The 24587-nt window shown below is 73.6% G+C and carries 22 protein-coding genes; 10 read left to right on the forward strand and 12 right to left on the reverse strand.

Annotated elements, in window-relative coordinates:
- Window positions 1–74: 74 nt before the first annotated feature.
- Window positions 75–473, forward strand: coding sequence for a peptidase inhibitor family I36 protein (locus IO36_RS06025; RefSeq protein ID WP_037616845.1), 399 nt, complete (start codon window positions 75–77; stop codon window positions 471–473).
- A gap of 148 nt (window positions 474–621) precedes the next feature.
- The gene (locus IO36_RS06030; protein WP_051900048.1) at window positions 622–1590 is read left to right on the forward strand and encodes a hypothetical protein; all 969 of its coding nucleotides are present in this window, start codon (window positions 622–624) and stop codon (window positions 1588–1590) included.
- Between the two features lie 211 nt (window positions 1591–1801).
- Here the strand turns inward: IO36_RS06030 and IO36_RS06035 are convergent, their stop codons facing one another.
- On the reverse strand, window positions 1802–2887 hold the full coding sequence (locus IO36_RS06035) for a WD40/YVTN/BNR-like repeat-containing protein (protein ID WP_037616848.1): 1086 nt from the start codon (window positions 2885–2887) through the stop codon (window positions 1802–1804).
- A 293-nt stretch (window positions 2888–3180) separates the two neighbouring features.
- Here IO36_RS06035 and IO36_RS06040 point away from each other — a divergent pair, with 293 nt between their 5' ends.
- Complete coding sequence (locus IO36_RS06040) at window positions 3181–3759, forward strand: Rv1733c family protein (RefSeq protein WP_037616850.1); 579 nt, start codon at window positions 3181–3183, stop codon at window positions 3757–3759.
- A gap of 485 nt (window positions 3760–4244) precedes the next feature.
- Here IO36_RS06040 and IO36_RS06045 read toward each other — a convergent pair whose 3' ends face one another.
- The 3 genes from IO36_RS06045 to IO36_RS06055 all read right to left on the reverse strand — a co-directional run bounded on the left by IO36_RS06045 (window position 4245) and on the right by IO36_RS06055 (window position 9072).
- The gene (locus tag IO36_RS06045) at window positions 4245–6404 is read right to left on the reverse strand and encodes a HEAT repeat domain-containing protein (protein ID WP_037616851.1); all 2160 of its coding nucleotides are present in this window, start codon (window positions 6402–6404) and stop codon (window positions 4245–4247) included.
- Window positions 6405–6657: 253 nt separating this feature from the next.
- Complete coding sequence (locus tag IO36_RS06050) at window positions 6658–8526, reverse strand: phosphatidylglycerol lysyltransferase domain-containing protein (RefSeq protein WP_051900050.1); 1869 nt, start codon at window positions 8524–8526, stop codon at window positions 6658–6660.
- Window positions 8527–8748: 222 nt separating this feature from the next.
- On the reverse strand, window positions 8749–9072 hold the full coding sequence (locus tag IO36_RS06055; protein WP_037616854.1) for a hypothetical protein: 324 nt from the start codon (window positions 9070–9072) through the stop codon (window positions 8749–8751).
- A gap of 233 nt (window positions 9073–9305) precedes the next feature.
- On the opposite strand from IO36_RS06055, the gene IO36_RS06060 reads away from it, so the two are divergent.
- A complete protein-coding gene (locus IO36_RS06060; RefSeq protein WP_037617027.1) occupies window positions 9306–9998 on the forward strand; it encodes a hypothetical protein in 693 nt (230 codons plus the stop codon).
- Window positions 9999–10128: 130 nt separating this feature from the next.
- Window positions 10129–10833: a sigma-70 family RNA polymerase sigma factor gene (locus IO36_RS06065; RefSeq protein ID WP_078943015.1), complete on the forward strand. Its 705-nt coding sequence runs from the start codon at window positions 10129–10131 to the stop codon at window positions 10831–10833.
- A 131-nt stretch (window positions 10834–10964) separates the two neighbouring features.
- Here the strand turns inward: IO36_RS06065 and IO36_RS06070 are convergent, their stop codons facing one another.
- Window positions 10965–12044, reverse strand: coding sequence for an NADH:flavin oxidoreductase/NADH oxidase (locus IO36_RS06070; protein WP_037617030.1), 1080 nt, complete (start codon window positions 12042–12044; stop codon window positions 10965–10967).
- Window positions 12045–12215: 171 nt separating this feature from the next.
- On the opposite strand from IO36_RS06070, the gene IO36_RS06075 reads away from it, so the two are divergent.
- A complete protein-coding gene (locus IO36_RS06075; protein WP_037616855.1) occupies window positions 12216–12566 on the forward strand; it encodes an ArsR/SmtB family transcription factor in 351 nt (116 codons plus the stop codon).
- A gap of 321 nt (window positions 12567–12887) precedes the next feature.
- Window positions 12888–15035 carry an RNA polymerase recycling motor ATPase HelR gene (gene helR, locus IO36_RS06080; protein WP_037616857.1) on the forward strand — a complete coding sequence of 716 codons (2148 nt, stop codon included), beginning with the start codon at window positions 12888–12890 and terminating at the stop codon, window positions 15033–15035.
- Window positions 15036–15038: 3 nt separating this feature from the next.
- On the opposite strand, the gene IO36_RS06085 is transcribed toward helR, so the two are convergent.
- Window positions 15039–16388, reverse strand: coding sequence for an FAD-dependent oxidoreductase (locus tag IO36_RS06085; protein ID WP_037616859.1), 1350 nt, complete (start codon window positions 16386–16388; stop codon window positions 15039–15041).
- Between the two features lie 214 nt (window positions 16389–16602).
- Between IO36_RS06085 and IO36_RS06090 the strand changes: the two genes are divergently transcribed.
- Entirely contained in the window at window positions 16603–17073 is a 471-nt protein-coding gene (locus IO36_RS06090) for a DUF6214 family protein (RefSeq protein WP_037616860.1), read from the forward strand.
- Between the two features lie 124 nt (window positions 17074–17197).
- Here the strand turns inward: IO36_RS06090 and IO36_RS06095 are convergent, their stop codons facing one another.
- The 5 genes from IO36_RS06095 to IO36_RS06115 form a co-directional block, all read right to left on the reverse strand.
- Window positions 17198–17875 carry a TetR/AcrR family transcriptional regulator gene (locus IO36_RS06095; RefSeq protein WP_037616863.1) on the reverse strand — a complete coding sequence of 226 codons (678 nt, stop codon included), beginning with the start codon at window positions 17873–17875 and terminating at the stop codon, window positions 17198–17200.
- A gap of 182 nt (window positions 17876–18057) precedes the next feature.
- Window positions 18058–18288 (reverse strand): hypothetical protein, encoded by a 231-nt coding sequence (locus tag IO36_RS06100; RefSeq protein ID WP_037616865.1) that lies wholly within the window; start codon window positions 18286–18288, stop codon window positions 18058–18060.
- A gap of 185 nt (window positions 18289–18473) precedes the next feature.
- Window positions 18474–19181, reverse strand: coding sequence for an HAD family hydrolase (locus IO36_RS06105; protein ID WP_037616867.1), 708 nt, complete (start codon window positions 19179–19181; stop codon window positions 18474–18476).
- A 94-nt stretch (window positions 19182–19275) separates the two neighbouring features.
- Window positions 19276–20211 carry a M56 family metallopeptidase gene (locus IO36_RS06110; protein WP_037616869.1) on the reverse strand — a complete coding sequence of 312 codons (936 nt, stop codon included), beginning with the start codon at window positions 20209–20211 and terminating at the stop codon, window positions 19276–19278.
- 184 nt (window positions 20212–20395) lie between these two features.
- Window positions 20396–20989: a DUF5134 domain-containing protein gene (locus IO36_RS06115; RefSeq protein ID WP_037616872.1), complete on the reverse strand. Its 594-nt coding sequence runs from the start codon at window positions 20987–20989 to the stop codon at window positions 20396–20398.
- Between the two features lie 231 nt (window positions 20990–21220).
- On the opposite strand from IO36_RS06115, the gene IO36_RS06120 reads away from it, so the two are divergent.
- Window positions 21221–22864: an FUSC family protein gene (locus IO36_RS06120; protein WP_037616874.1), complete on the forward strand. Its 1644-nt coding sequence runs from the start codon at window positions 21221–21223 to the stop codon at window positions 22862–22864.
- The gene (locus IO36_RS06125) at window positions 22861–23424 is read left to right on the forward strand and encodes a MarR family winged helix-turn-helix transcriptional regulator (protein WP_037616876.1); all 564 of its coding nucleotides are present in this window, start codon (window positions 22861–22863) and stop codon (window positions 23422–23424) included. Before IO36_RS06120 ends, IO36_RS06125 begins: the two co-directional genes overlap by 4 nt.
- 172 nt (window positions 23425–23596) lie before the next feature.
- Here IO36_RS06125 and IO36_RS06130 read toward each other — a convergent pair whose 3' ends face one another.
- Window positions 23597–24367, reverse strand: coding sequence for a VOC family protein (locus IO36_RS06130; RefSeq protein ID WP_037616878.1), 771 nt, complete (start codon window positions 24365–24367; stop codon window positions 23597–23599).
- Window positions 24368–24587: the final 220 nt, after the last annotated feature.

The raw sequence follows: 24587 nt of genomic DNA on the forward strand, positions 1-24587 counted from the left end.
GGGTGTCCCCGAACCGAACACGCTGGCGAGTATGGCGACTGCCCGCATCCGTACCGGAAGGGATACGACACACCGTGAAGAACATACGTCGCGCGGCAGCCGCCGCAGCCGTCATGGCCGCCGGTGCCACCGTCCTCACCGTCAGCCCCGCCTCGGCGGCCGACACGACCTGCTCCACCGGTTACGCCTGCATCTACTACCACCCCAACTACCAGGGTGCGTTCTTCAAGCAGTTCCCCAACATCCCCAACTACTCCGGCTACACCTTCGTGACCAGCGCCAACGGCAGCGACGGCGCGGGCCAGGGTGTCCGGAACAACGCCGCCTCGGTCGACAACTGGGACTTCAACAACGCCTTCACCGTGTACTACCACGTCAACTACACCGGTGCGAGCCAGCGCTTCGCCGCGGGCGGCGGCGGCAACTTCAACACCACGCTGCGCAACGAGAACGCCTCCGGAAAGTTCGGCTGACCCGGCAGGACGTCCCGGCCGGCTGAGGTTCTCCACCACAGCCTCACGCAGGGGGTGCCCCGCCCGCAGACACCGGGCGGGGCACCCCCCGGCCGCAGACTCGGCCCTCCTTGAGTACCCACCCACGGCATCGAGGACACACCGGCCCATGAACGCTTCCCCCGCCACCGGTCACCCGAAAGCCGCTGTCGTCCTGGCGACGGCCGCCGTGCTGCTGGCCGGGGGCTGCACCTCCGCCTCGCCGTCGTCCTCCGGACCCTCCCGGCCCGAGGGCGCGGCCACCGTCATGCCGGAGGTCTCCTCCGTGCCGCGGCTGATCACGGCAGCCGACCGGACGCTGCCGATCGCCCCCTACCTCCTGAGCGACAAGCAGTCGGACGAGCTGACCGCGGCCCAGGCCAGACTGACCGAGCAGTGCATGGCCCGGTTCGGGCTGCACTACACGGCGCCCGCCCCGGCCCCGGTGTTCAGGCCGAAGACCCCGACCCAGTTCCGGTACGGCGTGACCGACCCCAAAACCGCCGCCGTCGACGGATTCGCTCCGGCTGGCAGCAGGACCGCCCCGACGGCCGTCGCTCCCGCCGCGCTGTCCTCGAGGACGACGCTCGTCCTGACCGGAACGAACGACCCGCACGTCAAACCCGGCTCCACCGCGGCCGGCGGGCAGGTCTACAAGGGCCGGAAGATCCCCGCCGGAGGCTGTGTCGGGGAAGCCCGGGCACGGCTGCTCTCCGAGGGACCGGAGGCCGGCGGTGACGCGGAGCTCTCCGACGACATCAACATCGACAGCTTCGAGTCCTCACGACGACATCCTCTGGTCAAAGCCGTCTTCGCCAAGTGGTCCCGGTGCATGGAGACCCGCGGCTTCTCCTACCCCGACCCGCTCGCGGCCACCGGCGACACCGCCTGGCGCACGAGGACCGCGTCGGCGAAGGAGAAGGAGGCGGCCCGCGCCGACGCGGACTGCAAGCGGCGGAACAACGTCGTCGGCGTCTGGTACGCGGTCGACGTCGCGCTGCAGCGGCAGGCGATCCAGCGGAACAGTGCCGCCCTGGCCAGGATCAAGAAGGCGATCGACGCCCGGGTGAGGATCGCGGCCGCCGTGCTGGACGGATGAGGAGTCCCCGAGGAGCAGGCCAGGCAGAGCAGGTGAAGCAGGCGGATCGGATGCCGGGCTCCTGTCACCGGGCGAGGTCACCGCAGGGCGCGTCGGCCCGGCGGTGCTCCGCTGTTGCCGCTCCCACGGTGGCGCCCCGCCGTCGAGGCCCCGCCCGAGCCAAGGCCCCGCCCGAACCAAGGCCCAGACCGACCTCAGGCCCCGACCGACCTCAGGCCAGGACCGCCGCCCGGACGCACAGGACGTCCGGCAGATGGGACGCGAGCTGTTCCCAGCTGTCGCCGTCGTCCGCCGACGCGTACACCTCGCCGTTGCGATTGCCGAAGTAGACGCCCGCCGGGTCCGCGTCGTCCGTGCACATCGCGTCGCGCAGCACCGTGCCGTAGTGGTCCTCCGAGGGCAGCCCCGCCGTCAGCGGTTCCCAGGTGGTGCCCGCGTCCTCCGTACGGAAGACACGGCAGCGCCGGTCGGCCGGGACCCGGTCCGCGTCGGCGTTGATCGGGAAGACGTACGCGGTGTCGCCCCGGTGGGGATGTGCCGCCACGGTGAAACCGAACGTGGACGGCAGGTCGGCGCCGATGTCGGTCCACTGTCCGGCCCCGTCGTCGCTGCGGTACACCCCCCAGTGGTTCTGGAGGTAGAGCCGGTCGGGGTTCGCCGCGTCACGCGCGACCTTGTGCACGCACTGCCCGAACTCCGGGTTCGGATCCGGAAGGAACACCGCCGAGACACCGGAGTTGGCGGGTTCCCAGCTCGCGCCGCCGTCGGCGGTGCGGAAGACCCCGGCCGTGGAGACGGCGACGGTCACCGCCCGCGGGTCGCGCTCGTCGGTGAGGATGGTGTGCAGCCCCTCGCCGCCGCCTCCGGGGACCCACTTCGAGCGGGTGGGGTGTTCCCACAGCGGGCGCACGAGCTCGAAGGACTCGCCCCGGTCCTCCGAGCGGTACAGCGCCGCCGGTTCCGTCCCCGCGTACACCACGTCCGCTTCGGCGGCCGCCGGGTGCAGCTGCCACACCCGCTCCAGTGAAGCGCCCGTCTCCTTGGGGAACTTGACCGCGGGCTGCGCGGGTTCCGTCCACGTGTGGCCGAGGTCGTCGGAGTGGAACACGGACGGGCCCCAGTGCGCGCTGTCCCCGCCGGCCAGCAGTCGCGGCCGCTCACCCCGGGAGTCGATGGCGACCGAGTACACGGCCTGCGCGTTGAAGTACGGACTCTCGTCGAACTCCCAGGCGCCGCCGCGCCGTCGCCCGATGAAGAGACCCTTGCGGGTGCCTACCGTGAGCAGTACGTCGGCCATGACCGGCCACCTCCGCGACGTCGTTGTCTGCGCTACGGGCCAGTCTGCACCCCGGCACCGACAGTCACCCTTCGGCCGGCGTTTCCGCAGGTCGGGCGGGTCGTGTCGACGGCGGAGGGGATGCGGACCCGGCTGCCGAGGGCGCTCGCCGCCGGCGCCGAGGGCCCTTCGGTTCCCGCCGCCGCACGAGCCGGCGGGGAGGGGGCGGGGAGGGGGCGTGAGCAGCGCACGGGGTGCGCACGTAAAGGAGGGAGACGTGGTGTGTCCGTGCGGTCGTGAGGAGGATGCCCTTGATGGCGGCATTCCGTGGTCCCGAGGTCTTGCTGTGGCGGTGGCGGCGCAACCCGCTGCGGCGGCGGAGCGATGTCCTGGAGGCCTGGATCATGCTCGCGGCCTGGGTGTTCACGGTGCTCGGCGGCGCGGTCACGGGTCTGGCGACCGCGGGGGCCGTGGAGGACACGCTCGCGCGCGAGCGCGCCGAGTCGCGCACCGTCTCCGCCCAGCTCATGGAGGACGCTCCACAGGCGGGCGCGGGCGAGCCCGCAGGGCGCGCGGTGTGGACGAAGGTCCGCTGGACGGCACCGGACGGCACGTCCCGTTCCGGCCAGGTGCGGGTCCTGGCGGGCACCACCGCGGACACGCCGGTCCTGGTGTGGACCGACGCCGAGGGGAGTCTGGTCACCCGGCCCGTCACCGTCGCCGTGGCGAGGCTGCGCGCCGCCCTGATCGGCCTCTTCGCGGGCAGCGGCGTGGCCGCCGTCCCCTTCGCCGTCGGCCGACTTCTCCGCGGCCGCCTGGAACGGCGGCGCATGCACCGATGGGACGAGGAATGGGAGCGGATCGGCCCCCTGTGGGGGCGGACGGCGACCTGACCGAACCCCGGCCCGGCTGCCGACGGCACCGGTCACCGACCGCACCTCGGTGGGACTGGCAACCGACCGAACCCTGACGCCACGGACCACCGGCAGGGCCCCGATGGCATCGACCGCTGACCGGACCCCGACGGCACCGGCTACCGACCGCACCTTGGCGGTACTGGCAACCGACCGAACCCTGACGGCACGGACCACCGGCAGGGCCCCGATGGCATCGACCGCTGACGGGTCCCGATGGCACCGGCCACCGACCGACCCCTGACGGCCGCGACCGCTCACCGAACCCTGACGGAACCGGTCGCCGACGGACCTCGATGGCACCGGCCGCTCACCGAACCCTGACGGAACCGGCCGCCGACGGACCCCGATGGCACCGGCCGCCGACCGAACCCTGACGGCACCCGCCGCCCCCCGGATCCCGACGGCACCGACCGCTCACCGGATCCCGAGAGGACCCAGCCGCTCACCGGACCCGGGCTTCGTCAGGCCGCCTCCAACACCGCCCGGCAGTCCCGCAGGAGCAGTTCGTCGTCGAGTACGTCGTGGCTGCCGTGGCCGCCTGCGCGGGCGCGGTGGCGGCGGGAGGAGGCCAGTTCCGTACGGACGAGGTCGTGGACGGGGGTGCCCGCTCCTCCCATCCGGACGAGGCACGCGCCGATGGTGCGCCGGGTGTACGGGTTCCGCCGCCAGGCGTCGCGGAACACCGGCAGGACGGGGTCCGGATCCCCGGCGATGTCCCACAGGGCACAGACGGCGGCCGTCCGCGCCCCGGTCTCGGCGGAGCGCGCCAGACGGCGCAGCCGGGGCAGTGCGGGGGCGGCGGCCGTCCCCATCCGGCCGAGGGCCTCGGCCGCCGTCCGGTGACAGCCCCCTTCGGGCTCCGGGGGCAGCGCGGCGAGCAGTGCAGGAAGGGCCGCCTCCGCGTCTCCGTCCACGGACCACAGCGCCTCGGCGGCCGCCACGGCGTTCTCGCCCGCCAACAGGTCCCGCAGGGCCGGAACGGCCTCACGCGCCTCCGGCCCGAACGCGCCGAGCGCCCCGGCCAGAGCCCCAACCAAGGGGTTTCGGAGCTGCGGCTCGCGCGAGGTGCCGTGCAGCAGGCGCAGCACCTCGGGGACGGCCTGCGCGTACCGCAGTGAGCCGAGGGCGGACAGCAGCGGCGCGGCGCGGTGGAAGGTGTCCGGGGAGTCCAGCGGCACCTCGGCCAGCCGCTCTCGCAGCAGCGGGGCCAGCGGCGCCGCGGCCGGCCCCAGATATCCGATCGCGTACCCGGTCTCGTTCGGCACGGTCGGGCGGCGCAGCACCTCGGCCAGAGCCGGCACCGCGCGCGCGTCCCCGCACCGGGCGAGGGCCCGCAGCGGACGGTGCAGCGTCGTCGCGCCCTGGGCCCGCGGGTCCGTGCCGGACGCGACGAGGGAGGCCAGCCGGTCGGCCGCCGGAGCCGCCAGGGTGAACAGGAACTCCAGGACGGATACGGCGGCGGCGCGCAACCGCTCGTCGTCCGAGCCGAGTTGCTCGCCGATCAGCGCGACCGTCTCCTGGTGGGCGGCCCGCCATTCACGGAACAACCCCGCGGACATCCAGACGGCATTGCAGCGGTCGGCCGAGTTTTCGCTGCTCAACTGGCCCTTGAGCAGGGCGATCCGGTCGTCGGTGCGGGCGCCCAGGGCCTGATGGAGCGTGCGCAGGAGCCGGGCGCCCTCCTCGTCCGCGGGGCGTATGCGGCGCAGACTGCCGATGAGCGTGTCGGACGACGTCCGGACGGGTTCGCGGTACGGCCGAATCCGCTGCGACCTGGTGTGCAGCAGTGCGACGACCGTGGCCACGAGGTCGCCGGGCAGCCGGTCGGCGGCGGACGCGGCGAGCTGTCCGAGCGCGGCGAGCCGCAGTCCCGGGTCGTGCGGCGGGCCGCACAGCGCGACCAGGCGGTCCACCGCCGGGGCCGCGGAGACCGGGTGGAGGCGGCCGAGGAGCCCGAGGCTCTCGACCAGGGCGAGCCGGACGCCGTCCTCCGGTTCGTCGCGCAGCCGCTCGCTCAACAGGGTCAGGACGCGCCCCGGTTCGCCGTGGAAGCGCACGAGCGCCGAGGGCGCGGCGCGACGCACCTCCGGGTCCCCGTCCGTGACGAGGTCCAGGAAGACCGCGGCCCGAGCCCGGACCGCCGCGCGCGCCATCGCGTGGTTGTCCTCCGCCGGGTCCCCTGATTCCGCCGAGTCCGCCGAGTCCGCCGAGTCCGCCGAGCCCTCGGAGTCCTCCGCGTCCGGCCGATCCCCCGTCTCGTCCCCACCACTCGCGTGGGCGCCCCCCGAGGCATCCTCGCCGTCGCCGTCGCCGTCGCCGTCGCCGTCGCCGTCGCCGTCCGCGTCATCGGCGTCCCCGATGCTCGCGAGCAGTTCCACGATGCCGCCCCGGTCGGGGAGTCCCGGGTGCTCGGCCAGGGCGAAGAGGAAGGGGATGGAGGCGAGCGTCGAGTCGTACACGTCGCCCTGGTGGTGCACCGCGCCGTACATCCCGTCGAGCGCGGTCTCCCGCTCCTGGGGGAGTGGCGAGGCGAGCCCCCGCAGAAGCTCCGGCACGTCCGCGGCGCTCCCGTAGGCATGCTCCATCGAGGCCCAGTCGACCTCGTCGATCCCCCTGAACACGTGTCCTCCCCCTGCGAGCGGCCATTGATCGTGAGTGTGCACCACGGCACTGACAGTGACGCCCGTGAACCCTCCCGTCGATGGCGCGGGTCCGGCCAATTACCGAGCGAACGGCCGTTTTCCGACGTTCGACGGGGTGCGGGGCCGCCGAATCGGCGGCGGGTCGGGGAGGCGGGCGGCGAAACGGACCGGCCGGGCACCCTGCTGGGTACCCGGCCGTGCGTCCGTGGGGCCGAGGCCCGTGCGGGATTCTCTACTCGCCCGGCGCGGACGACGCGGAGCGGCCGGACTGGGCGGAGGACGCCGCCAGGGGCGGTTCGGGGGCCCGCCGGTCCGGGTTCCCGGGGCGCCGGGAGGCGAACCGCGGCAGGGCCGGCGGCGCGAGGAAGCCCTCCGCGCGGGCCGCGGCGATACCGATGCGGGGGAGGTCGGCGCTCTTCTCGAAGAGGAGGTAGCGGGGCTCCCAGACCGGCCGGTACTTGGCGTTGGCGCGGTAGAGCGATTCGAGCTGCCACCAGCGCGAGAGGAACGTGAGCACCGAGCACCACAGGCGCAGCACGGGTCCCGCGCCCAGCCGGGTGCCGCGCTCGAAGACCGACCGGAACATCGCGAAGTTCAGCGAGACCCGCTCGACGCCGAACTCCTCGGCGTTCAGCAGCAGCTCGATCACCATGAACTCCATGAGCCCGTTGTCGGAGTTCCGGTCGCGCCGCATCAGGTCCAGGGAGAGCCCGCGCTCGCCCCAGGGTACGAAGCTCAGGACGGCCCGGGGTTCCCCTTCGCCGTCACGGCACTCCAGCATCACGCACCGTCCGTCGGCGGGGTCTCCCAGCCGGCCGAGCGCCATCGAGAAGCCGCGTTCGGTCTCCCCGTCGCGCCACTGGTCCGCCTTGTCGGTCAGGGCGGCCATCTCGGCCTCGGGGATGTCCTCGTGCCGTTGTACGCGGACCGTGTAACCGGCGCGCCGGACGCGCTTGTGGGCCTGCCGGACGCCCCGCATGGCGCGCCCCTCAAGGGTGAAGTCGGACCGGTCCACTATGGCCTCGTCACCGAGTTCCAGGGCGTCCATGCCGTGCCGGGCGTAGACGGTGCCGGCCTCCTCGCTGGCGCCCATCACCGCGGGTGTCCACGCGTGCCGCCGTGCCTCCCGTAGCCAGGCGTCGATCGCGCCGGGCCAGGCCTCGGGATCGCCGATGGGGTCGCCGGACGCGAGGGTCACACCCCCGCGGACGCCGTACGCGATCGCCGCCTTGCCGCTCGGGGACCAGATGACCGACTTGTCGCGGCGCAGCGCGAAGTAGCCGAGCGAGTCGCGCTCCCCGTGCCGGGTCAGTAGGGCGCGCAGCCGGGTCTCGTCCTCCTCGCCGAGGAGATCGAGACCACGCGGGGAACGGAAGCACGCGTACAGCACCAGCAGGAAGGTGGCGGCCATCAGGACGTTGACAAGGATGTCGACCCACCGGGGGGCGACGACCGTGTCGAACCGGTCGGCGAGCGGGCCGACACTGATCCCGCGCAGCAGGGTGTAGGCGATCCGGTCGCCGAGCGGCGTCCCCGACACGCGGTTGGTGGCGCTGACGAGCAGGGTGCCGAGGGTGGCGCTGACGAGCAGTCCGCCCGCGCCGACGGCGAGTGCCAGGCGGGGATTCGAGCGGTCCCCGACGGCCTGGAACTCCTTGCGCCCGAGCAGGAGCGCGACGACGAACAGCGCCGTGAGCAGGGCCGAGATCCAGTTGAAGACGTGCCGCTGGTAGCGGTCCTGGGTCAGTGCCACCGTGTAGAGCGCGAGCAGCGGTCCGGCGAGCAGCAGGTTGAAGATCCAGGCGGCCCGTTTGCGCCGCCGCATCACGAGCGCGAGGAACAGCGCCAGCGCCGCCGAGACCAGTCCGGCGGTGGCCAGATAGGGGGTGAAGAACTCGCCGCCGTTGTGCTCGTGCACCTCTTCGCGGAACGGCAGCGAGATCACGGCGACGATGTTGAGGACGGCGAGCAGCCGCAGGTACCAGACCGTGAACGCGGCGGCCCGCGGCCGGATTCCGTCACCGGCTCCTCCGGACCGGGTCCCGCGGCGCGAGCTCGCGTTCCGTTGTTCCGGGATGAGCGCTGACTGTTGTACGGACACCGTGGAGCATCACCTTGGGGAGAGGCCGGGAGAACCGGTGGGGACAGAGGCCGGAACACTACATCTTGTAGGGAAGAGTGAGGTTATGGCCAGACAGGGACGCCGTGAAGAGGTAAGGAGGAGTTGAGAATACGGACGACGCGTCCAGGTCGTCCCAGCCCGGTGTACGGGGCCGCGTCGCGCGGTCTCAGTAGCCGGCGCGCGGGGCCGAGTCGTACGGGCTCAATGGCGCGGTGACGTGCCCCGGTCGCGGCCGGGACTCCCGAGGTGTCCGCCCGGGCACGGGTTCCCGCCGTCGCCGAGCGGGCGCTCGCGCGTGGTGGCCCACCACAGGAGGTCGCCGAGCGCCGCGCCCGCGAAGACCAGGGCCGTGATCACCCCGGCCATGGTCAGTCCGTCGCCGAGGTGCGGGCGTCCGTGCAGGGCGTGCAGGTCGAACCCGCACAGGTGGTACACGCCGAGTGCGGCGATGCCGAGGCTCGGTACGAGCAGCGCCAGCACGGACCCCGGTCCGCGTGCCGCGCGCCCGGCGTCACGTTCCTTCACGGGCTCTCCCTGATGTACGACGCTCACCGCGGGGACCCTACAGTACGTAGGGTGGCCCTGTCCGGCGGTGCGCCCGCCGCGTTCCGGCGGATACCCCGGGCGACGGCCTCCATGCCGAGGTGGTGTCCGGGGGCTCCGTGATCCGGATCACGGGTGTCCCGCCCGCCGTCCGGGCGGTGGTTTCCGTACCCCTCCCCGACGTCCGGAAGCCGGATGCGAGGATGAGGGCCGTCATGACTGCCGGGTGGTGCACGCGCGTGCTGCGGGCCGTGATGTTCGCGGCCGTCTGTGTGGTGCTCGCGGCGCTCGGACACGTGATGATGTCCGGCTCACCGGTGGCCTGGTGGGCGCTGGCGGGTGCCGGAGCGGGCACGGCCGGAGCGGGCTGGTGCCTGGCCGGACGTGAGCGCGGGCTCGCGCTCGTCGTGTCCGTCGTGGTCCTCGCGCAGGCCGCCCTCCACATCGTGTTCTCGATCGCGCGGTCCCTCACGCCCACGGCTACGGGCTCGATGGGCATGGGCTCCATGGACATGAGTTCCATGGACATGGGGTCGACGGGTAGGGGGATGTCGGGGATGGGCTCCATGGACATGGGTTCCATGGGGACCGGCCCCTTGGCACATCTGTTCCCGGGGGGAGCCGGGACGGGCTCGCTGTCATCGCTCGGCATGCTCGCCGCCCACGCGCTCGCGGCCCTGCTGTGCGGCCTGTGGCTCGCACACGGCGAGCGCGCCGTCTTCCGCGTCCTGCGGGCGATGGCCGGACGGCTCGCCGCACCCCTGCGGCTGCTGCTCGCCCTGCCCGAACCGCCGTACCGGCCCGTGCTCCGGCCGCGTCGGCGCACCTCGGACCGTGCCCCGCGCCTCCTCCTTCTCGTCCACGCGATCACTTCGCGGGGGCCGCCCGTGGGGTCCGCTGTCGCCTGAGACAGCCGGTTCCCCGAGGCGCCTCCCGAGGGCCTCGGGCATCGGTCGTACCTCCGTACGGCCGCACCCCGCCACCGGACTCCCGCGCCTCGCGCGGTCCGGACCACGGTCGACCCGAGAAGGACACCTGGTGATCACTCCTGCCCTGCCCGTCCCCCGCCACGGACACGAGAGGCGGTACGAGGACGGCGACGGCCGGGCGCTGCCGGCCGACGCGTCGGCGACCGCCTGGGCACTGGCCGCCCGCGCCGGCGACCCGGCCGCCGTCGAGTGCTTCGTCCGCGCGCTGCACCGTGACGTCGTGCGCTATGTCGCCCACCACTCCGCCGACCCCCAGGCCGCCGAGGACCTCGCCCAGGACACGTTCCTGCGGGCGCTGGGCAGCCTGCACCGGTTCGAGGGCCGGTCCTCGGCACGGACCTGGCTGCTGTCCATCGCCCGCCGCGCGGTGATCGACAGCCTGCGTCACGCCGCCGCCCGGCCGCGGTCGGCCGGAGCCGAGAACTGGCAGTCCGCGGTGGAGCGTGCGCAGCCGCTCGGCCTGCCCGGCTTCGAGGACGGTGTCGCTCTGCACGAACTGCTGGCCGCGCTCCCCGTCGAACGGCGCGAGGCGTTCGTCCTCACCCAGATGATGGGCCTGCCCTACGCGGAGGCGGCCCGCGTCAGCGGCTGCCCCGTCGGAACGGTCCGTTCCCGCGTGGCGCGCGCCCGCGCGACCCTCATGGCGCTGCTCGCCGAGGCGGAGAGCGGGGGAGTGGCGGAGACGGCGGACGCGGCCGGGGCGGCCGAAGCCGTCGAGTTGACGGCCGGGCGGGTGGCACCGAGCGCCGCCTGACCGTACGGGGCCGGGCCCGGCCGGGATCCACTTCGGCCGGGCCCGGTCCTGCTGTGCCGGGCCCGGTCCTGCCATGCCGAGGTGGGGCCTGCCGAGGCCGGCCCCACCGCACCCCTACTGCCCTCCGGTGCTCAGACGGACCGGTGGTACTGCTCCGGGACGTGCACCTCGGCGCCGAGTTCGCGTGCCGCGAGACGGGCGAAGGAGGGGTTGCGCAGCAACTCCCTTCCCAGCAGCACCGCGTCGGCCTCTCCGTTGGCGACGATCTTCTCGGCCTGCTCCGCGTCGGTGATGAGACCGACGGCGGCGACGGCCAGGGAGGTCTCCCTCTTCACCCGTGCAGCGAACGGGACTTGATAGCCGGGGCCGACGGGGATGCGGACGCCGGAGGCGTTCCCGCCCGTGGAGACGTCGAGCAGGTCCACACCGTGCTCGTGCAGTTCGGCGGCGAAGCGAACGGTGTCGTCCGCGCTCCAGCCCGCGTCCTCCAGCCAGTCGGTGGCGGAGACGCGGAAGAAGAGCGGCTTCTCCTCGGGCCAGACCTCCCGTACGGCGTCGACGACTTCGAGGGCGAAGCGGGTGCGGTTCTCGTACGAGCCGCCGTAGGCGTCGGTGCGGTGGTTGGAGTGGGGGGAGAGGAACTCGTTGATCAGGTAGCCGTGGGCGCCGTGGATCTCGACGATCTCGAAGCCGGCGGCCAGCGCGCGCCGGGCGGCTTCCCTGAACTGGCCCACGATCTCCCGGATTCCGTCCACCGTCAGCTCGTCGGGGACCGGGTGGCCCTCGTCGAACGCGACCGCGCTCGGGGCGAGCGGGCGCCAGCCGTGCGCGTCCGGGCCGACCGGGGCACCGCCCTTCCAGGGCCGGTCGGTCGAGGCCTTGCGCCCGCCGTGGCCGAGCTGCACCGCCGGCACCGTCCCCTGTGCGGCCAGGAAGCCGGTGATGCGGCGGAAGGCCTCGACCTGGGTGTCGTTCCAGATGCCCAGGTCGTACGGCGAGATCCGTCCCTCGGGCGAGACGGCGGTCGCCTCGACGACGACCAGGCCCGTTCCTCCGGTGGCGCGGGCGGCGTAGTGGGCGAAGTGCCAGTCGTGCGGGGCGCCGGCCGAGGGGCCCTCGGGGGCGGCCGAGTACTGGCACATCGGAGGCATCCACACCCGGTTGGGGATGGTGACGTCGCGCAGGACGAAGGGCTCGAAGAGGGCGCTCACGGCCGACTCCATTCATGGCGGGACCGGTACAGGACTCGTACGATAAACCTCGTAGTACGGCGAGTGTCAAACTACGATGGGTCTCGTACAATGACCGCGTCGGGTGAAGCCGCCGGACGATGCCGGACGTGAGGGGCGAAGGCCGAGGCCCCCGGACGAAGGGGAGCCGCCGTGACGCCCGCCGCCACCACCACCAGTGGCCGTGATCTGCCGCATCCCGAGCGTGCGGAGATCCGGCTGGAGTCGGTGCTGCACGCCCTGTCGGACCCGATGCGGCTGCAGATCGTCCGCGAGCTCGCCGCCGAGGACCGTGAGCTCTCCTGTTCGGACTTCGTCCTGCCGGTCACCAAGTCCACGACGACGCACCACTTCCGGGTGCTCCGGGAGAGCGGGGTCGTCCGTCAGGTCTACCGCGGCACGGCGAAGCTGAACGGCCTGCGCTCGGACGACCTCGACGCGCTCTTCCCCGGACTCCTCGACCGCATCCTGGCGGCCGCGGACCGGCAGGCCGAGCGCGCCTGACCGCGTCGGCCACAGGCCGCCCGTACGCCCTTGCGCCCGCGATGAGTGGGCGAGCAGGGCGAACAGGGTGAACGGACAGCGCGGACAGGCAGAGCTGACTGGCAGAGCCGACGGAAATCGGCGGCAGAAAGAGCCGGCAAAAAAAGAAAGGGCAAGGGGAAACCTCTCCCTTGCCACTCTCAACTTATAGCGCACAGGGGGGCTTGCGGCAAGGCCCCCGTCGTACCGCAGAATCGCTGGCCGAAGCCGGAAGCTGCGGAATGGGGAGAGTCACGACGTGCGTGTGCTTTTGTCGGTCGACACCGGAACGGGGCCCTTGACATGAGCCCCCTGACCACGCGTGCGTTCCGTCTCGCCGGCCCGCTGTCCGCCAAGGCGGAGCCGGCACTGATCGCCGACGACGAGCGGCACTTCGCGGCCGTCGCGCGGTGCCTGGACGACACGCTCGCCGAACTGTCCGACCGCCTCGACGCCGAGCGCAGGGCACCCGGCGGCCTCGGCCGGGAGGTGCTGGAACGGGACCTGGAGATCCACCGGCTCACCGCCAGGCTGCGCGCGCTGCGACGCTTCGGACTCGACCTGTGCCTCGGTCACGTCGTGCCCGCGGACGGCTCGGCACCCGTCTACATCGGGCGCCTCGGCCTCACCGACAGCGAGGGCCGCCGACTGCTGACCGACTGGCGTTCCCCCGCGGCCGAACCCTTCTTCGCCGCGACCCACGCCCGCCCCCTGGGCCTGGCGAGCCGCCGCAGATACCGCTGGACCGACGGCCGGATCAGTGACTACTGGGACGAGGTGTTCACCGCCGACGGGCTCGAGCGGCATGCCGCCCTCGACGACCAGTCCGCCTTCATCGCGGGCCTGGGCGCGAGCCGTTCGGCCCGGATGCGGGATGTGCTCGCCACCCTCCAGGCCGACCAGGACGCCGTGATCCGGGCGGGCTCCCGGGGCACGCTCGTCGTCGACGGCGGACCGGGTACGGGCAAGACGGTCGTCGCGCTCCACCGGTCCGCCTACCTCCTGTACTCCGACCCCCGCCTCGGTCACCGGCGCGGCGGAGTGCTCTTCGTCGGTCCGCACCAGCCCTATCTGGCCTACGTGGCCGACGTCCTGCCCAGCCTCGGGGAAGAGGGCGTACGGACCTGCACCCTGCGCGACCTCGTCCCCGAGGGGGCCGCGGCCACGGCCGAACCCGACCCGGGCGTGGCCCGGCTGAAGGCGTCGGCGGACATGGTGGGGGCGGTCGAGGCGGCCGTCCGGTTCTACGAGGAGCCGCCCGCGCACGGGACGACGGTCACGACCCCCTGGGCCGAGGTCCAACTGACCGCCGACGACTGGGCCGAGGCCTTCGAGGCGGCGGAGCCGGGCATCCCGCACAACGACGCCCGCGACCGGATCCGGGAGGCCCTCGTCGCGATCCTGACGGACAGGCACGACGAGGACGTCCCGCCCGAACTGCTGCGCAGGTCACTGCTGCACGACCGGGAGCTTGTCGGCACCCTGGACCGGGCGTGGCCGCTGCTCGACGCGGCCGACCTGGTCGGAGACCTGTGGACCGTGCCCGCCTATCTGCGGTTGTGCGCCCCTTGGCTCGGCCCCGAGGACGTCCGGCGTCTGCAGCGTCAGGACCCGCGCGCCTGGACGGTGTCCGACCTGCCCGTTCTGGACGCGGCCCGCCAACGGCTCGGCGATCCGGAGGCGTCCCGGCGCCGGCGGCGCCACGAGGCGTCCGTTGCGGCGCAACGCGAGCGCATGGCCACCGTCATCGACGACGTGCTCGCGGCCGACGACGACGGAGAGGGCGCGGTGACGATGCTGCGCGGACAGGACCTGCGGGACAGCCTGGTCGACGAGAGCGGACTGCCCGCCGCCGAAGCGGACCCGCTCGCCGGGCCGTTCGCGCACATCGTCGTCGACGAGGCCCAGGAACTCACCGACGCCGAATGGCAGATGCTGCTGTTGCGCTGCCCGTCCCGCAGTTTCACCGTCGTCGGGGACCGCGCCCAGGCCCGGCACGGTTTCCCCGAGTCCTGGCGGGAACGGCTCGGGCGGGCCGGGCTCGACCGGATCGAGGTCGCCTCGCTGACCATCAACTACCGGACGCCGGAAGAGGTCATGACGGAGGCCGAGTCCGTCATCCGGGCCGCGCTGCCCGACGCCAACGTGCCCGTCTCCGTGCGTACTTCCGGCGTTCCCGTCGTCCACGGCCGGGTCGCCGAGCTGGACGCGGTCCTGGACGCCTGGCTCCTCGACCACGCGGAGGGGATCGCCTGCGTCATCGGCGATGCCACGTTCCCGGCCACCGACCGCATCCGTTCGCTGACGCCGGAGTCGGCGAAGGGGCTCGAGTTCGACCTGGTCGTCCTCGTGGACCCGGAGAAGTTCGGGGACGGCGTGGCGGGGGCCGTCGACCGCTATGTCGCGATGACCCGGGCGACCCAGCGGCTCGTCGTCCTGCGGAGTCCATGACCGTCAGGACCCCGCCGTCCGTGCGGCCGTCAACAGCGCGTCCCAGCCGGGCAGTTTGACGACCTGGCGGCCGAGTCTCGCCCCCAGTTCCGCCTCGGCCCGTTCGATCGCCAGCCATCCGGCCCATTCGACCGGGCGCATCCCCTCGGCCCGCAGGGCCGCGAGCGGATCCTCGGCGGCCTCCCGTCGTCCGAGCGCGGGGGCGTCCTCCAGCAACGAGGCCACCGTCTCCTTCGCGCACGGGCGGTTGGTGCCGATCACCCCGGTCGGGCCCCGCTTGATCCAGCCCGCCACGTACTCGCCCGGCGAGACCACGCCGTCGCGCAGGACCCGTCCCGCCCGCTGCGGCACCGTGCCGAGGCCGGCGTCGAACGGCAGCCCGTCCAGCGGCACCCCGCGATAGCCCACCGAGCGCAGCACCAGCTGGGCCTCGATCTCCTCGAACCGGCCGGTTCCGGTGACCCCGCCCGCTCCGTCCGGCACCGTCCGCTCGAACCGCACCGCCCCCACCCGGCCGCCGTCGGCGAGGAGTTCGACCGGCCGCAGGAAGAAGCGCGGCCGGATCACGCGCGGGCGGTCCGGCGGCGCCGCCGACGCCCAGCCCCGCAGGACCTCCACGTTGCGGCGCCGGGCGGCCGGAAGGCCCGACGGATCGAGGTAGGCCGGATCGAGGGCCAGCTCCGCCTCGTCCACGCTGACGCGGGCTCCCGGCAGGGCGCCGAGCTCGCGCAGCTCCTTGGTGGTGAAGCGGGCCTGCGACGGTCCGCGCCGCCCGACCATGCTGATCTCGGAGACCTCGCCGGCCGCCAGCGCTCCGAGCGCCGCCTGCGGTATGTCGGTGGGGCTCAGCTCGGGCGCCGTGCGCGCGAGGACCCGTGTCACGTCGACGGCGACGTTCCCGACACCGATGACGACCGCCGAGCGCACTCCGGACACGAACCCCTCGGCCGCCGAGTCGGGGTGTGCGCTGTACCAGGACACGAACTCGGTCGCCGACCAGCTGCCGGGCAGGTCCTCGCCGGGCACGCCGAGACGCCGGTCGGTGGCGGCGCCGACGCAGTACACGACCGCGTGGTACAGCTCCCGCAGCCGTGACACGGGCACCCCGCCGGCCCCCACCTCGACACCGCCGAGGAAGCGCACCCGCTCGTCCTCCAGGACCGTCCGCAGGTTGTTCTGCAGCGACTTGATCTTCTCGTGGTCGGGCGCCACGCCGTAGCGCACCAGCCCGAAGGGGCAGGGCAGCCGGTCCAGCACGTCGACGCGGACGTCGGGAGGGCCGCTCCGCTGGACGAGACCCTGTGCGCTGTAGACCCCACTGGGCCCCGAACCCACGACGGCGACACGCAGCACGGCGGAACTCCTCACCCGAGGGATCAGGAAGATCGCTGACAGGACATCGCTGGTGCTTCCAGGATCGCACCGCCGGGTGCTCCGCTGACAGGGTGCGGTGCGTCCCTTCCGTACGCGTGTCCGTTCGTATGGAATGTGATCATGCGGTTACGTTCCGTATGTGCTAGACGCATCTTTCCTTAATCTGTCCGACCGCTGCCGCGCGGACGCCGAGGTGTCCGTGCGGCCCGCCTGGGAGGTTCGGGAGTCCGGCTCGGCTGCCATGTCCTGGTTCGACGTCCGGCTGGCGTTCGCCGACGGGGCCCGGGTCGACCTGCTCGCCGTGCTGTCCGAGACGGCCCTGTCGATCGAGGACGTACGGGCCGAGCCGCCGCTCTCGCTGGACGATCTCGCGGTGGTCGCCGAGTGGATCGAGGAACCGCTGTCCGAGGCGTGCGGGAGCCGGCTCTCCGCCGGCCGCGAGCAGGACCGGGAGAGCCAGGCGCGGCGCGCCCGCCCCGCCTGGCCGCGCGGTGCCGAGGGCCGGCTGCTGGTGGCGGAGGAGTACCGGGCGGCGCAGAAGGAAGGGGTGGACCCGGTGCTCGCCGTCATGGACGCCACCGGTCACAGCCGGCGCAAGTCCCTGCGGCTGATCGCCGGGGCCCGTGACGCGGGATTCCTGACACCACGTCACGCCCGCCGCTGAGGCGGGCCGGGCGCGCGACCGGGGTGTGGAGCGGCACGCGCTCCCGGAGCCCGGAGCCCGCAGCCCGCGGCCCGGAACTGGGCCTCTGCTGTTCGCCGCGTTCGGCGCGTCCTGGAGCGGTGCGCTACTTCGCGCGATCGTCCTCGGGCTCGGGACCGGTCGCGAAGAAGCGGGACAGGTCCGTCTCGCGGGGGCCGTCCGACCCGTCGGCGTCCGGCGGCACTCCCATGTCCCAGTCCAGCCGGTAGCGCTTGAAGAGCTCGGCGCGCAGCACCGGCACCTTCATCGGCACGCCCGGCACCAGGGCGGAGTAGACCGCCCCCATGAGCAGGGCGCGCAACATCGGGTAGTCGGTCGTGACCTGCTGCGATCCGTACCGGGCGACGGTGTCCCCGAGCAGTTCCGACAGGCGCACCTGTTCCGGGCACTGGACGAAACCCTCGGCCTGGAGCAGCCCGGCCATGTGCTGTCGCATCAGCACCGGCTGGTCCTGGGTGAGACCCAGGATCGCGTCGATGGCACGCGCCATGCGCTCCCGGCCGTCCTCGCTGCGCGGCTCGCGTTCGAGGGCTTCCTCCAGGGTGCGGTGCATCAGCCGGTGCACGGCGGACTGGAGGAGCTGGCGCTTGCCGGGGAAGTAGTACGACACGAGACCGCGCGCCGATCCCGCGCGGTCGGCGATGTCCCCGAGCGTCGTGGCGTCGTAACCGTGCTCGCTCACGAGCTCGACCGCGGCCTGCAGCAGGCGTTCCCGGGAACGCCGCCGCAACTCTTCATTGACCGAGGCGCTTCGCGGGGACATGCTGTAACTCCTGCGTTGACTGGCTGCCAGCCAACTATACTCAACGCGTCCGGATCCAGGCCCTCACGGGTCGGTTCCGGGCTGCCGCCGACCTGGGGCGACGCGGGGGATCGCCTCAGGTGGGCGCGCGGCGACGGGCGCCGGGGGAGCGCCGGGCGTGGGACGGCCGTCCTCGGGCGGCCTCAAGGGCGGTCGTCCCACGTCGCACCCGACTCGGCCGGGAGCAGGCGCCGGTGTGCGGCGGCGAGGTAGGCACGCCACCAGTTGGTGACCATGTACCAGCCGACCGACAGACTCAGCAGCACGTTGCCGACGAGCGTCTCCCGGTCTTCGCTGTGCACCGTGTTGTGGAGCGCGGTGGCGGTGACGCAGGTGAGCAGGGCGGCGAGGAGGATCCAGAACGCTGTCTTCATGGCGAACCTCGGGGAAGCGTGTGACGAGGGCGCCAACGTAGCCATGGATCCCGAATTACGAGGCATTTGGCCTTTGTTGGCCAAGAATTGACCATGAGGGCTCGTCCAGGGTCGTGCGCCAGCCCTTTGTGATCGGGATTCCCCGATGCGGGCGATCAAGGGCGGGCGAACGGCCGTTCAGCGGTTCATCCGCGTGGGTCCACGAGGTCGAGCACCGGCCGCAGTCCGTCCGGACGGTCCGCCGCGGGCAGATGGTCGACGAAACGCACCGCGCACCCCAGGGCCGCGGCGCCGCCGTCCGCCCCGCGGTCGTCGCCGACCATCAGCGTGTCCTCCGGGGCGACGCCGAGTTCGGCGCAGGCCGTCGCGAAGAGCCGCGGATCCGGCTTCTGGACCCCGTGCTCGTACGACAGGACGTACGCCCCGACATGGGCGTCGAGCCCGTGTTCGCGGAAGACCGGCCGCAGGTCCCATCCGATGTTGCTGACCACCCCGACGGCGAGACCCCGCGCGCGCAGCGCCCCGAGCACCTCGGCCGCGTCCGGATAGGGCGTCCAGGCGGCGGGCAGCATGTGGCGGTCGTAGAGCGCGTCGTACAGAGCGGGATCCGGAAGCGGCACCTGCCGGGAGACCCCGGTGAACGCCGCACGGTGTTCCTCGGTGCCCCGGTCGCGCGCCTCCCAGACGGCGCGGAGCCGGTCCGGCACCGGGACCACCGGCCGGGCCCCGCCCGCAAGCGCTCCCACCGCCTCCAGAGCCCGCGCCTTCTCGGCCAGCTCCTGCTCCGGGAGCGTGTGTCCGGTCTCCGCGAGGACCGCGCGCAGCCATGATTCCGTGTCCTCGACGCGGAAGAGGGTCCCGGAGAAGTCGAAGAGCACACCCTTGAACGTCATACGGGAGATCCTTCGCGCCGGACGATCCGCCGGTCAAGGAGCCCCCGGCCGGCCGCACCCGCTCGGGGGCTCAGGGCGGGCCGACGCCCCGGTGCTAACCGAGTGCCCGCAGCCCCGGTACGAAGGCCACGAGGACCGGTACCACCGGTACGAGGGCGGCCGCCGCCGTCAGCCGCATCCTCCGGGCCGTGGTGAGCCGGTCCCGGGGAGTGAGGAGGCGGTCGACGCGCCGGGGCACGTGCGCGTCCGGCGCCTGGCCGGGTCCGAACACCCCCCGGTCCTCGTTGAGTTCGACCAGGGCGAGCGCGATCGTGAGCCGGCCGAAGCGGCGCGACGCCACGTCGTCGGCGGCGAGTTCGACCAGCCGGTGCATCTCGTCACGGAACGCGGCGAACACCGGCACCTGCGGAAACCCGTTGGCCAGCGCGGCCGAACAGTGCAGCAGCCAGTCGTGCCGGGCCCGCGCGTGCCCCTGCTCATGGGCGAGCACCGCGTCCAGCTGACGCCCCTTGAGGCGACGCAACGCGGCCGTCGTGATGACCAGTTGGGGAGCGGTGCCGGGCAGCCACCAGGCGTCGGGGCGTTCACCCTCCAGGACCACGAGACGATCGGAGTCGGCCTCTTCGCCGGGCAACAGCGGTGCGCGCACCAGGAGTTCGGAGCGGCTCTGCCGGCGGCGGACCCGCGCCCGTACGATCTCGCGGACGAGCATCGCCGCGGTCCAGGCGCCGCCGCAGGCGAGCAGCACGGCGGTGGCCGCGGCCCAGGGAGCGCCCGCACCCGGTGCGTAGGCGTCCACGACCGACGCCGGAGCGCCGCCGAAGACGTGCCCGCGCACGGCCGCCCAGGCGGCGGACGCGCTCAGCGTCATCGACAGGACGCAGCACAACAGGACGGCCGCCACCACGCATTGCCACACCCACAGGGCGACCACGGGTTCCCGGTCCGGCCAGTCAGCCCGTGCGAGCAGTCGCGGAGCGACCACGGAGGCAAGGGCGCCGAGCAGCAACAGTGCCGCGGGGACCATCATGGCCGAAGCCTATGAGCGGGGCCCGCCGCTGGATACGGTCGGCGACCCCAAGTGACGCACGCCACGGTTTTCCCCGGGGCCGGACTCCCCTCGGGAGCCACTGACTTCGGACCGTGACCGGATGCCCGGGACGGGTTTCCCCGGGAGGGCTCTCCGCCCGCCGGCAGGCGGAGGGCGATCGGGCTCAGAGCGTGACCAGCATGGCCAGCATCGCGATCCCCATCGACAGACGGCATGCCTGGGAGAGTTCGGGGCGGTCGCCCCAGCCGACGGCACGCACCGGCCCGACGGCACGCACCGGCCCGGCGGGCCCGACCGCGCGCACCGCCGCGCCCCCCGCGACGGCCGAAGGGAGAAGACGGACGCCCGAGCGGAGCACGTAGCCGGTGAAGTACAGCAGGAGCGCTCCGGTGAGGGCGGGTACCCCGGTGCCGCCGTGCGCGTGGTGCGCCGGGGCCGCGGTCATCGCCGCCGCCATGTACGCCATCGCGACGGTGCCCATCAGATGGTGCAGGTGGTGCCGGCTGCCGCGGGCGGTCCACAGCGCGCGCAGCGCGGCGGCGCCGAAGACGGCCGTGCAGACGAGCCAGGCCCAGCGCGGCGGGGTCACCACGGCCGCCGGCACGGCCATCGCGGCCATGCCGAACCCCATGAGCGCCTCGCCCCCCGCGGTGCGGCGCTGCTCCTCGACCGGGCTGCGCATCCGCAGCAGGCAGTAGGCCCCGGTCGCCACGCACAGCGCGACGAGCAGCCAGCCCGGTGATGCCGGTCCGTGCACCGCGTACCTCCCCGCTCGACGATGTCGGACGCGAGCCGGGGCACGCCGAGCCGGGCGGATCGTGCCGGGCGGCGGTGACCGGACATCGGACAGTCGGTCTGGGCATGCCCCGGGCGGCCGGTGCGCATACGAGCGCAGGGGTGTACACGGGGGAGCGTGCGGGGGTGCACCGCAGGTGGGAGCCCCGCACGGCAATTAATTTACAGGTAAAACACCTGCTAAGGTTATGGGATGAGCAGTGCCACTCCCACCGTCCCCCCGTCCGCGCGCCGGCTTCCGCTGGCCGGCGTCCTGCGCCTCGGAGGGCCCTCCGACATCTGGTTCAAGCCCGCGCTGAGCGTCGTCGTCGCGGTCGCCCCGCCGAACCTGACCCTGCTGGCGCTGGGCCGGCTGGACCTCGCGATGTACACGATGGCCGGGTCGCTCTGCGCCCTCTACGCCCACCACCGCCCCTACGCCGCCCGGGCCCGGGCCCTCGCCTGGGTGGTGGCCGGCATGCTCGGCGGACTCGGCGTCGCGCTCGTCACGGCCTCGCTCACCACGAACGCCGCCGTCCTGGTCACCGTCGGCGCGCTGCTGGCCGCCGCGCAGAAGACCCTGTGCGACGCCACCCGCATCGGACCGCCCGGCCATGTGGTCCTCGCGTTCATCTCCTCGGCGTCCCTGTTCGCCCCCCAGAGCCTCGGCGCGGTGCCGGGCCACCTCGCCCTGGCCGCGGCGGCCGGAGCCTGGGCCTGGACCGTCGGCATGGCCCCCGGGCTCCTGCGCCCGCACGGTCCGGAGCGGCGCGCCACCGCGCACGCGCTGAACGCCGCCGCGGCGGCCGTCGCCGCACCGGAGGACGCCCGCGCCCGGGCCGCCGCGGCCGCCGCCGTGCACACCGCCTGGCAGTCGCTGCTCTCCACCGGAGCCCGCTCCGCGCCCCGGCGCGCCCTCGAACGGCTCGTCGTACGGGCCGAGGTCGCGCTCGCCGCACCCGCCGGCACCGACCCCGAGCGGCTGCGCGGCTGGGCCCGCGCACTCGCCGGCACCGGGCCCGTCCCGCACCCCGACGGCCTCGGGGACGCCGCGGACGAACTCCTCGGCGTCGAGGCCGCGCTCGCCTTCGGGGAGCCGCCCCTGCTCGCCCGCCTCCGCCCGCTCGCCCCCATCGCCCTGCGCACCGCGCTCGGCTGCGCCCTCGCCGGATACGTCTCGCTCGCGCTCGGCGTCGGCCGCCCCTACTGGGCCCTGGTCACCGCCGCCTCCCTCTACCAGGCCAACGTCACCCTCACCTGGAGCCGGGGTGTCCAGCGCGTCACCGGCAACCTCCTCGGCGTGGCCGCCTTCGCCGTCCTCGTCCCGCTCGCCCACGCCGGACCGGCGGCACTCGTCCTGTGCTGCCTCGCCCTGAACTTCGGTGCCGAGGCCCTCATCGGCCGCAACTACTGGCTCGGCAGCGTCTGCGTCACCCCCATGGCCCTGCTGATCACCGAGTTCGCGCACGCCCAGCGGCCCGGGGAGCTGATGACCGACCGGGTGCTGGATACGCTGGTGGGCGCCGTCGTGGGCTTCGTCGCGGCCGTCGCCGTGACCAACCGCCGGGCGGGTGACCGCATCGAAGCGGCGCTCACTGCGGTGGACCGGGCCCAGGAGCACGCCGCCGCGCTGCTCGCCGAGGAGCGGCCCGAGCCCGGCGCCCTGGAATCGGCCCGCCGCGGACTGTCGGCCGCCGTCGTGCACCTGCGCTCCGCCGCGGACGCCGCCGCCGGCGAGTGGTGGCGGCGCGCCCTGCCCGAGGAGCGGGTGATGCGGGCGGAACGGACCGGACACCGTACGCTCGCGGCGACGGTACGACGCCAGGGACTGCACCGCTGGGAGGGCGCACAGGTATGACGACACCGGACGGGCGAAGAACCGCGGACGACGATCCCACGGAGCCCGCCGCGGTGCCCGGCGACACGGTGGCGGCCGTCGTGCGGCAATGGGAGACCGTGCGGCCCGACCTCGACACCGGGCCCATGGAGGTCATCGGCCGGGTCAACCGCTGCGCCGCGCTGCTCCAGCAGGCCGAGGACGCGCCGCTGCGCCGGGCCGGGCTGACCCGCCCCGAGTTCGACGTGCTCGGGACGCTGCGCCGCACGGGGCACGAGCTGACCCCGAGCGAGATCGCCCGCGAGACCTTCTCCTCGGGGGCCGCCGTCACCAAGCGGCTCAAGCAGCTGACCGAACGCGGGCTGGTCGAGCGGCGCGGGGACACCCGGGACCGCCGGGTCGCGCACGTCCGGCTCACGGACGCCGGACGCGACCTGGTCGACGCCGTCCTGCCCGATCAGCTGGCCTACGAGACCGGCGTCCTGTCCGGCGTCGACCGCGAACGCCAGCGCGAACTGGCCGAGCTGCTGGGCGAGTTGCTCGGACAGCTCGAGGGCCGCCTGCGACTGCCCCGCGCCTGAGGCGACGGTGGGCCGCGCGAGTCACCGGGGCCGGCCGCTCGGCGCGGCCGAGGGCGTCCGGCGGACCGGACGGCGTCACCGGCCCCGGCGAAGGGTGTGGGGCAGACCGGGCCGAGGACACCGCGGCCGACCCCGGCCGACGGCCGCGGCTTCCTAGGCCCGGTCTGCCCCGTCAGGCCTTGTGCATCCCGCTCTCCGAGTAGATGCCGAAAGCCGCGCCCTGGCGGTCCCGGGCGACGGCCAGACGGCGGCCGTGCGGCTGCGAGACGGGCTCCATCAGCAGGTGGCCGTCCGCCATCAGCACCGCGTTCGCCGTGGCGTCGACGTCGTCGACGGCGAAGTACGGCAGCCAGTGCGAGGGGACCTCGTGCGCGAAGTTCTCGTCCATCGTGACCATGCCGCCGAAGTCCGCGCCGTCGACGCCCCACTGGGGGTAGTGCGGCGAGGGTGTCACGGTCCAGCCGAACACCGTCGTGTAGAACTCGGTGACCCGGTCCGGCGCCCTGGTCAGCAGCTCCACCCAGCCGAGCGAGCCGGGCGCGTTGAACAGACCCGCGCCGGGGAAGGCCCGCGCCTGCCACATCTGGAAGACCGCGCCGCCCGGGTCGAAGGCGACCGAGAAGCGGCCGACGTCCAGCACGTCCATCGGGGCGAGGGCGAGGACACCGCCCGCGGCCTGGACCGCCGCCGCGGTGGCGTCCACGTCGGTGACCGCGAACGACACGTTCCAGGCGACGGGCTGCGACTCCTGGTAGATCGGGGTGATCGCCGCGACGGCCGCGTCCCCGAGGTGCGCGACGGTGTACCCGCCCGCCTCCGGACGCGGGTCCGTCTCCGGACGCCAGCCGAACAGATCGGCGTAGAAGCCCTTGGCGCCCTCGAGGTCGTCGGTCCCGAGCTCCGTCCAGCAGGGTCCGTTGGGCACCGGCCTGTCGAGCTTCATCAGGTCTCCTTCGTGGATGCCCCGGCCTTCAGGCCGGGGTGGGGGTACGTCCCGCTCGCGGGGGAGAAACGAGGCTCCTGCGGAGCAGGGCAGGGAGAGCCGGTTCGCCCGCCGGGCGGATCGGCGTTGTCAGTGGCGGCCGTTAGGTTGCTCGCGTGTATCTGCGGTATTCCTTCCGGCTCGAGCCGATGCCGGGTCAGCGCATCGCGCTGGCCCGTAC

This window comes from Streptomyces aureus (assembly GCF_000725495.1).
GTDB classification, from domain to species: domain Bacteria; phylum Actinomycetota; class Actinomycetes; order Streptomycetales; family Streptomycetaceae; genus Streptomyces; species Streptomyces aureus_B.

Bases quoted from the DNA above. Each gene is read 5' to 3' on its own strand.
- helR (WP_037616857.1), top strand. From the start codon at position 12,888: ATGAGCCCCCTGACCACGCGTGCGTTCCGTCTCGCCGGCCCGCTGTCC.
- IO36_RS06110 (WP_037616869.1), bottom strand. From the start codon at position 20,211: ATGATGGTCCCCGCGGCACTGTTGCTGCTCGGCGCCCTTGCCTCCGTG.
- IO36_RS06040 (WP_037616850.1), top strand. From the start codon at position 3,181: ATGGCGGCATTCCGTGGTCCCGAGGTCTTGCTGTGGCGGTGGCGGCGC.
- IO36_RS06030 (WP_051900048.1), top strand. From the start codon at position 622: ATGAACGCTTCCCCCGCCACCGGTCACCCGAAAGCCGCTGTCGTCCTG.
- IO36_RS06120 (WP_037616874.1), top strand. From the start codon at position 21,221: ATGAGCAGTGCCACTCCCACCGTCCCCCCGTCCGCGCGCCGGCTTCCG.
- IO36_RS06060 (WP_037617027.1), top strand. From the start codon at position 9,306: ATGACTGCCGGGTGGTGCACGCGCGTGCTGCGGGCCGTGATGTTCGCG.
- IO36_RS06105 (WP_037616867.1), bottom strand. From the start codon at position 19,181: ATGACGTTCAAGGGTGTGCTCTTCGACTTCTCCGGGACCCTCTTCCGC.
- IO36_RS06035 (WP_037616848.1), bottom strand. From the start codon at position 2,887: ATGGCCGACGTACTGCTCACGGTAGGCACCCGCAAGGGTCTCTTCATC.
- IO36_RS06130 (WP_037616878.1), bottom strand. From the start codon at position 24,367: ATGAAGCTCGACAGGCCGGTGCCCAACGGACCCTGCTGGACGGAGCTC.
- IO36_RS06100 (WP_037616865.1), bottom strand. From the start codon at position 18,288: ATGAAGACAGCGTTCTGGATCCTCCTCGCCGCCCTGCTCACCTGCGTC.
- IO36_RS06125 (WP_037616876.1), top strand. From the start codon at position 22,861: ATGACGACACCGGACGGGCGAAGAACCGCGGACGACGATCCCACGGAG.
- IO36_RS06095 (WP_037616863.1), bottom strand. From the start codon at position 17,875: ATGTCCCCGCGAAGCGCCTCGGTCAATGAAGAGTTGCGGCGGCGTTCC.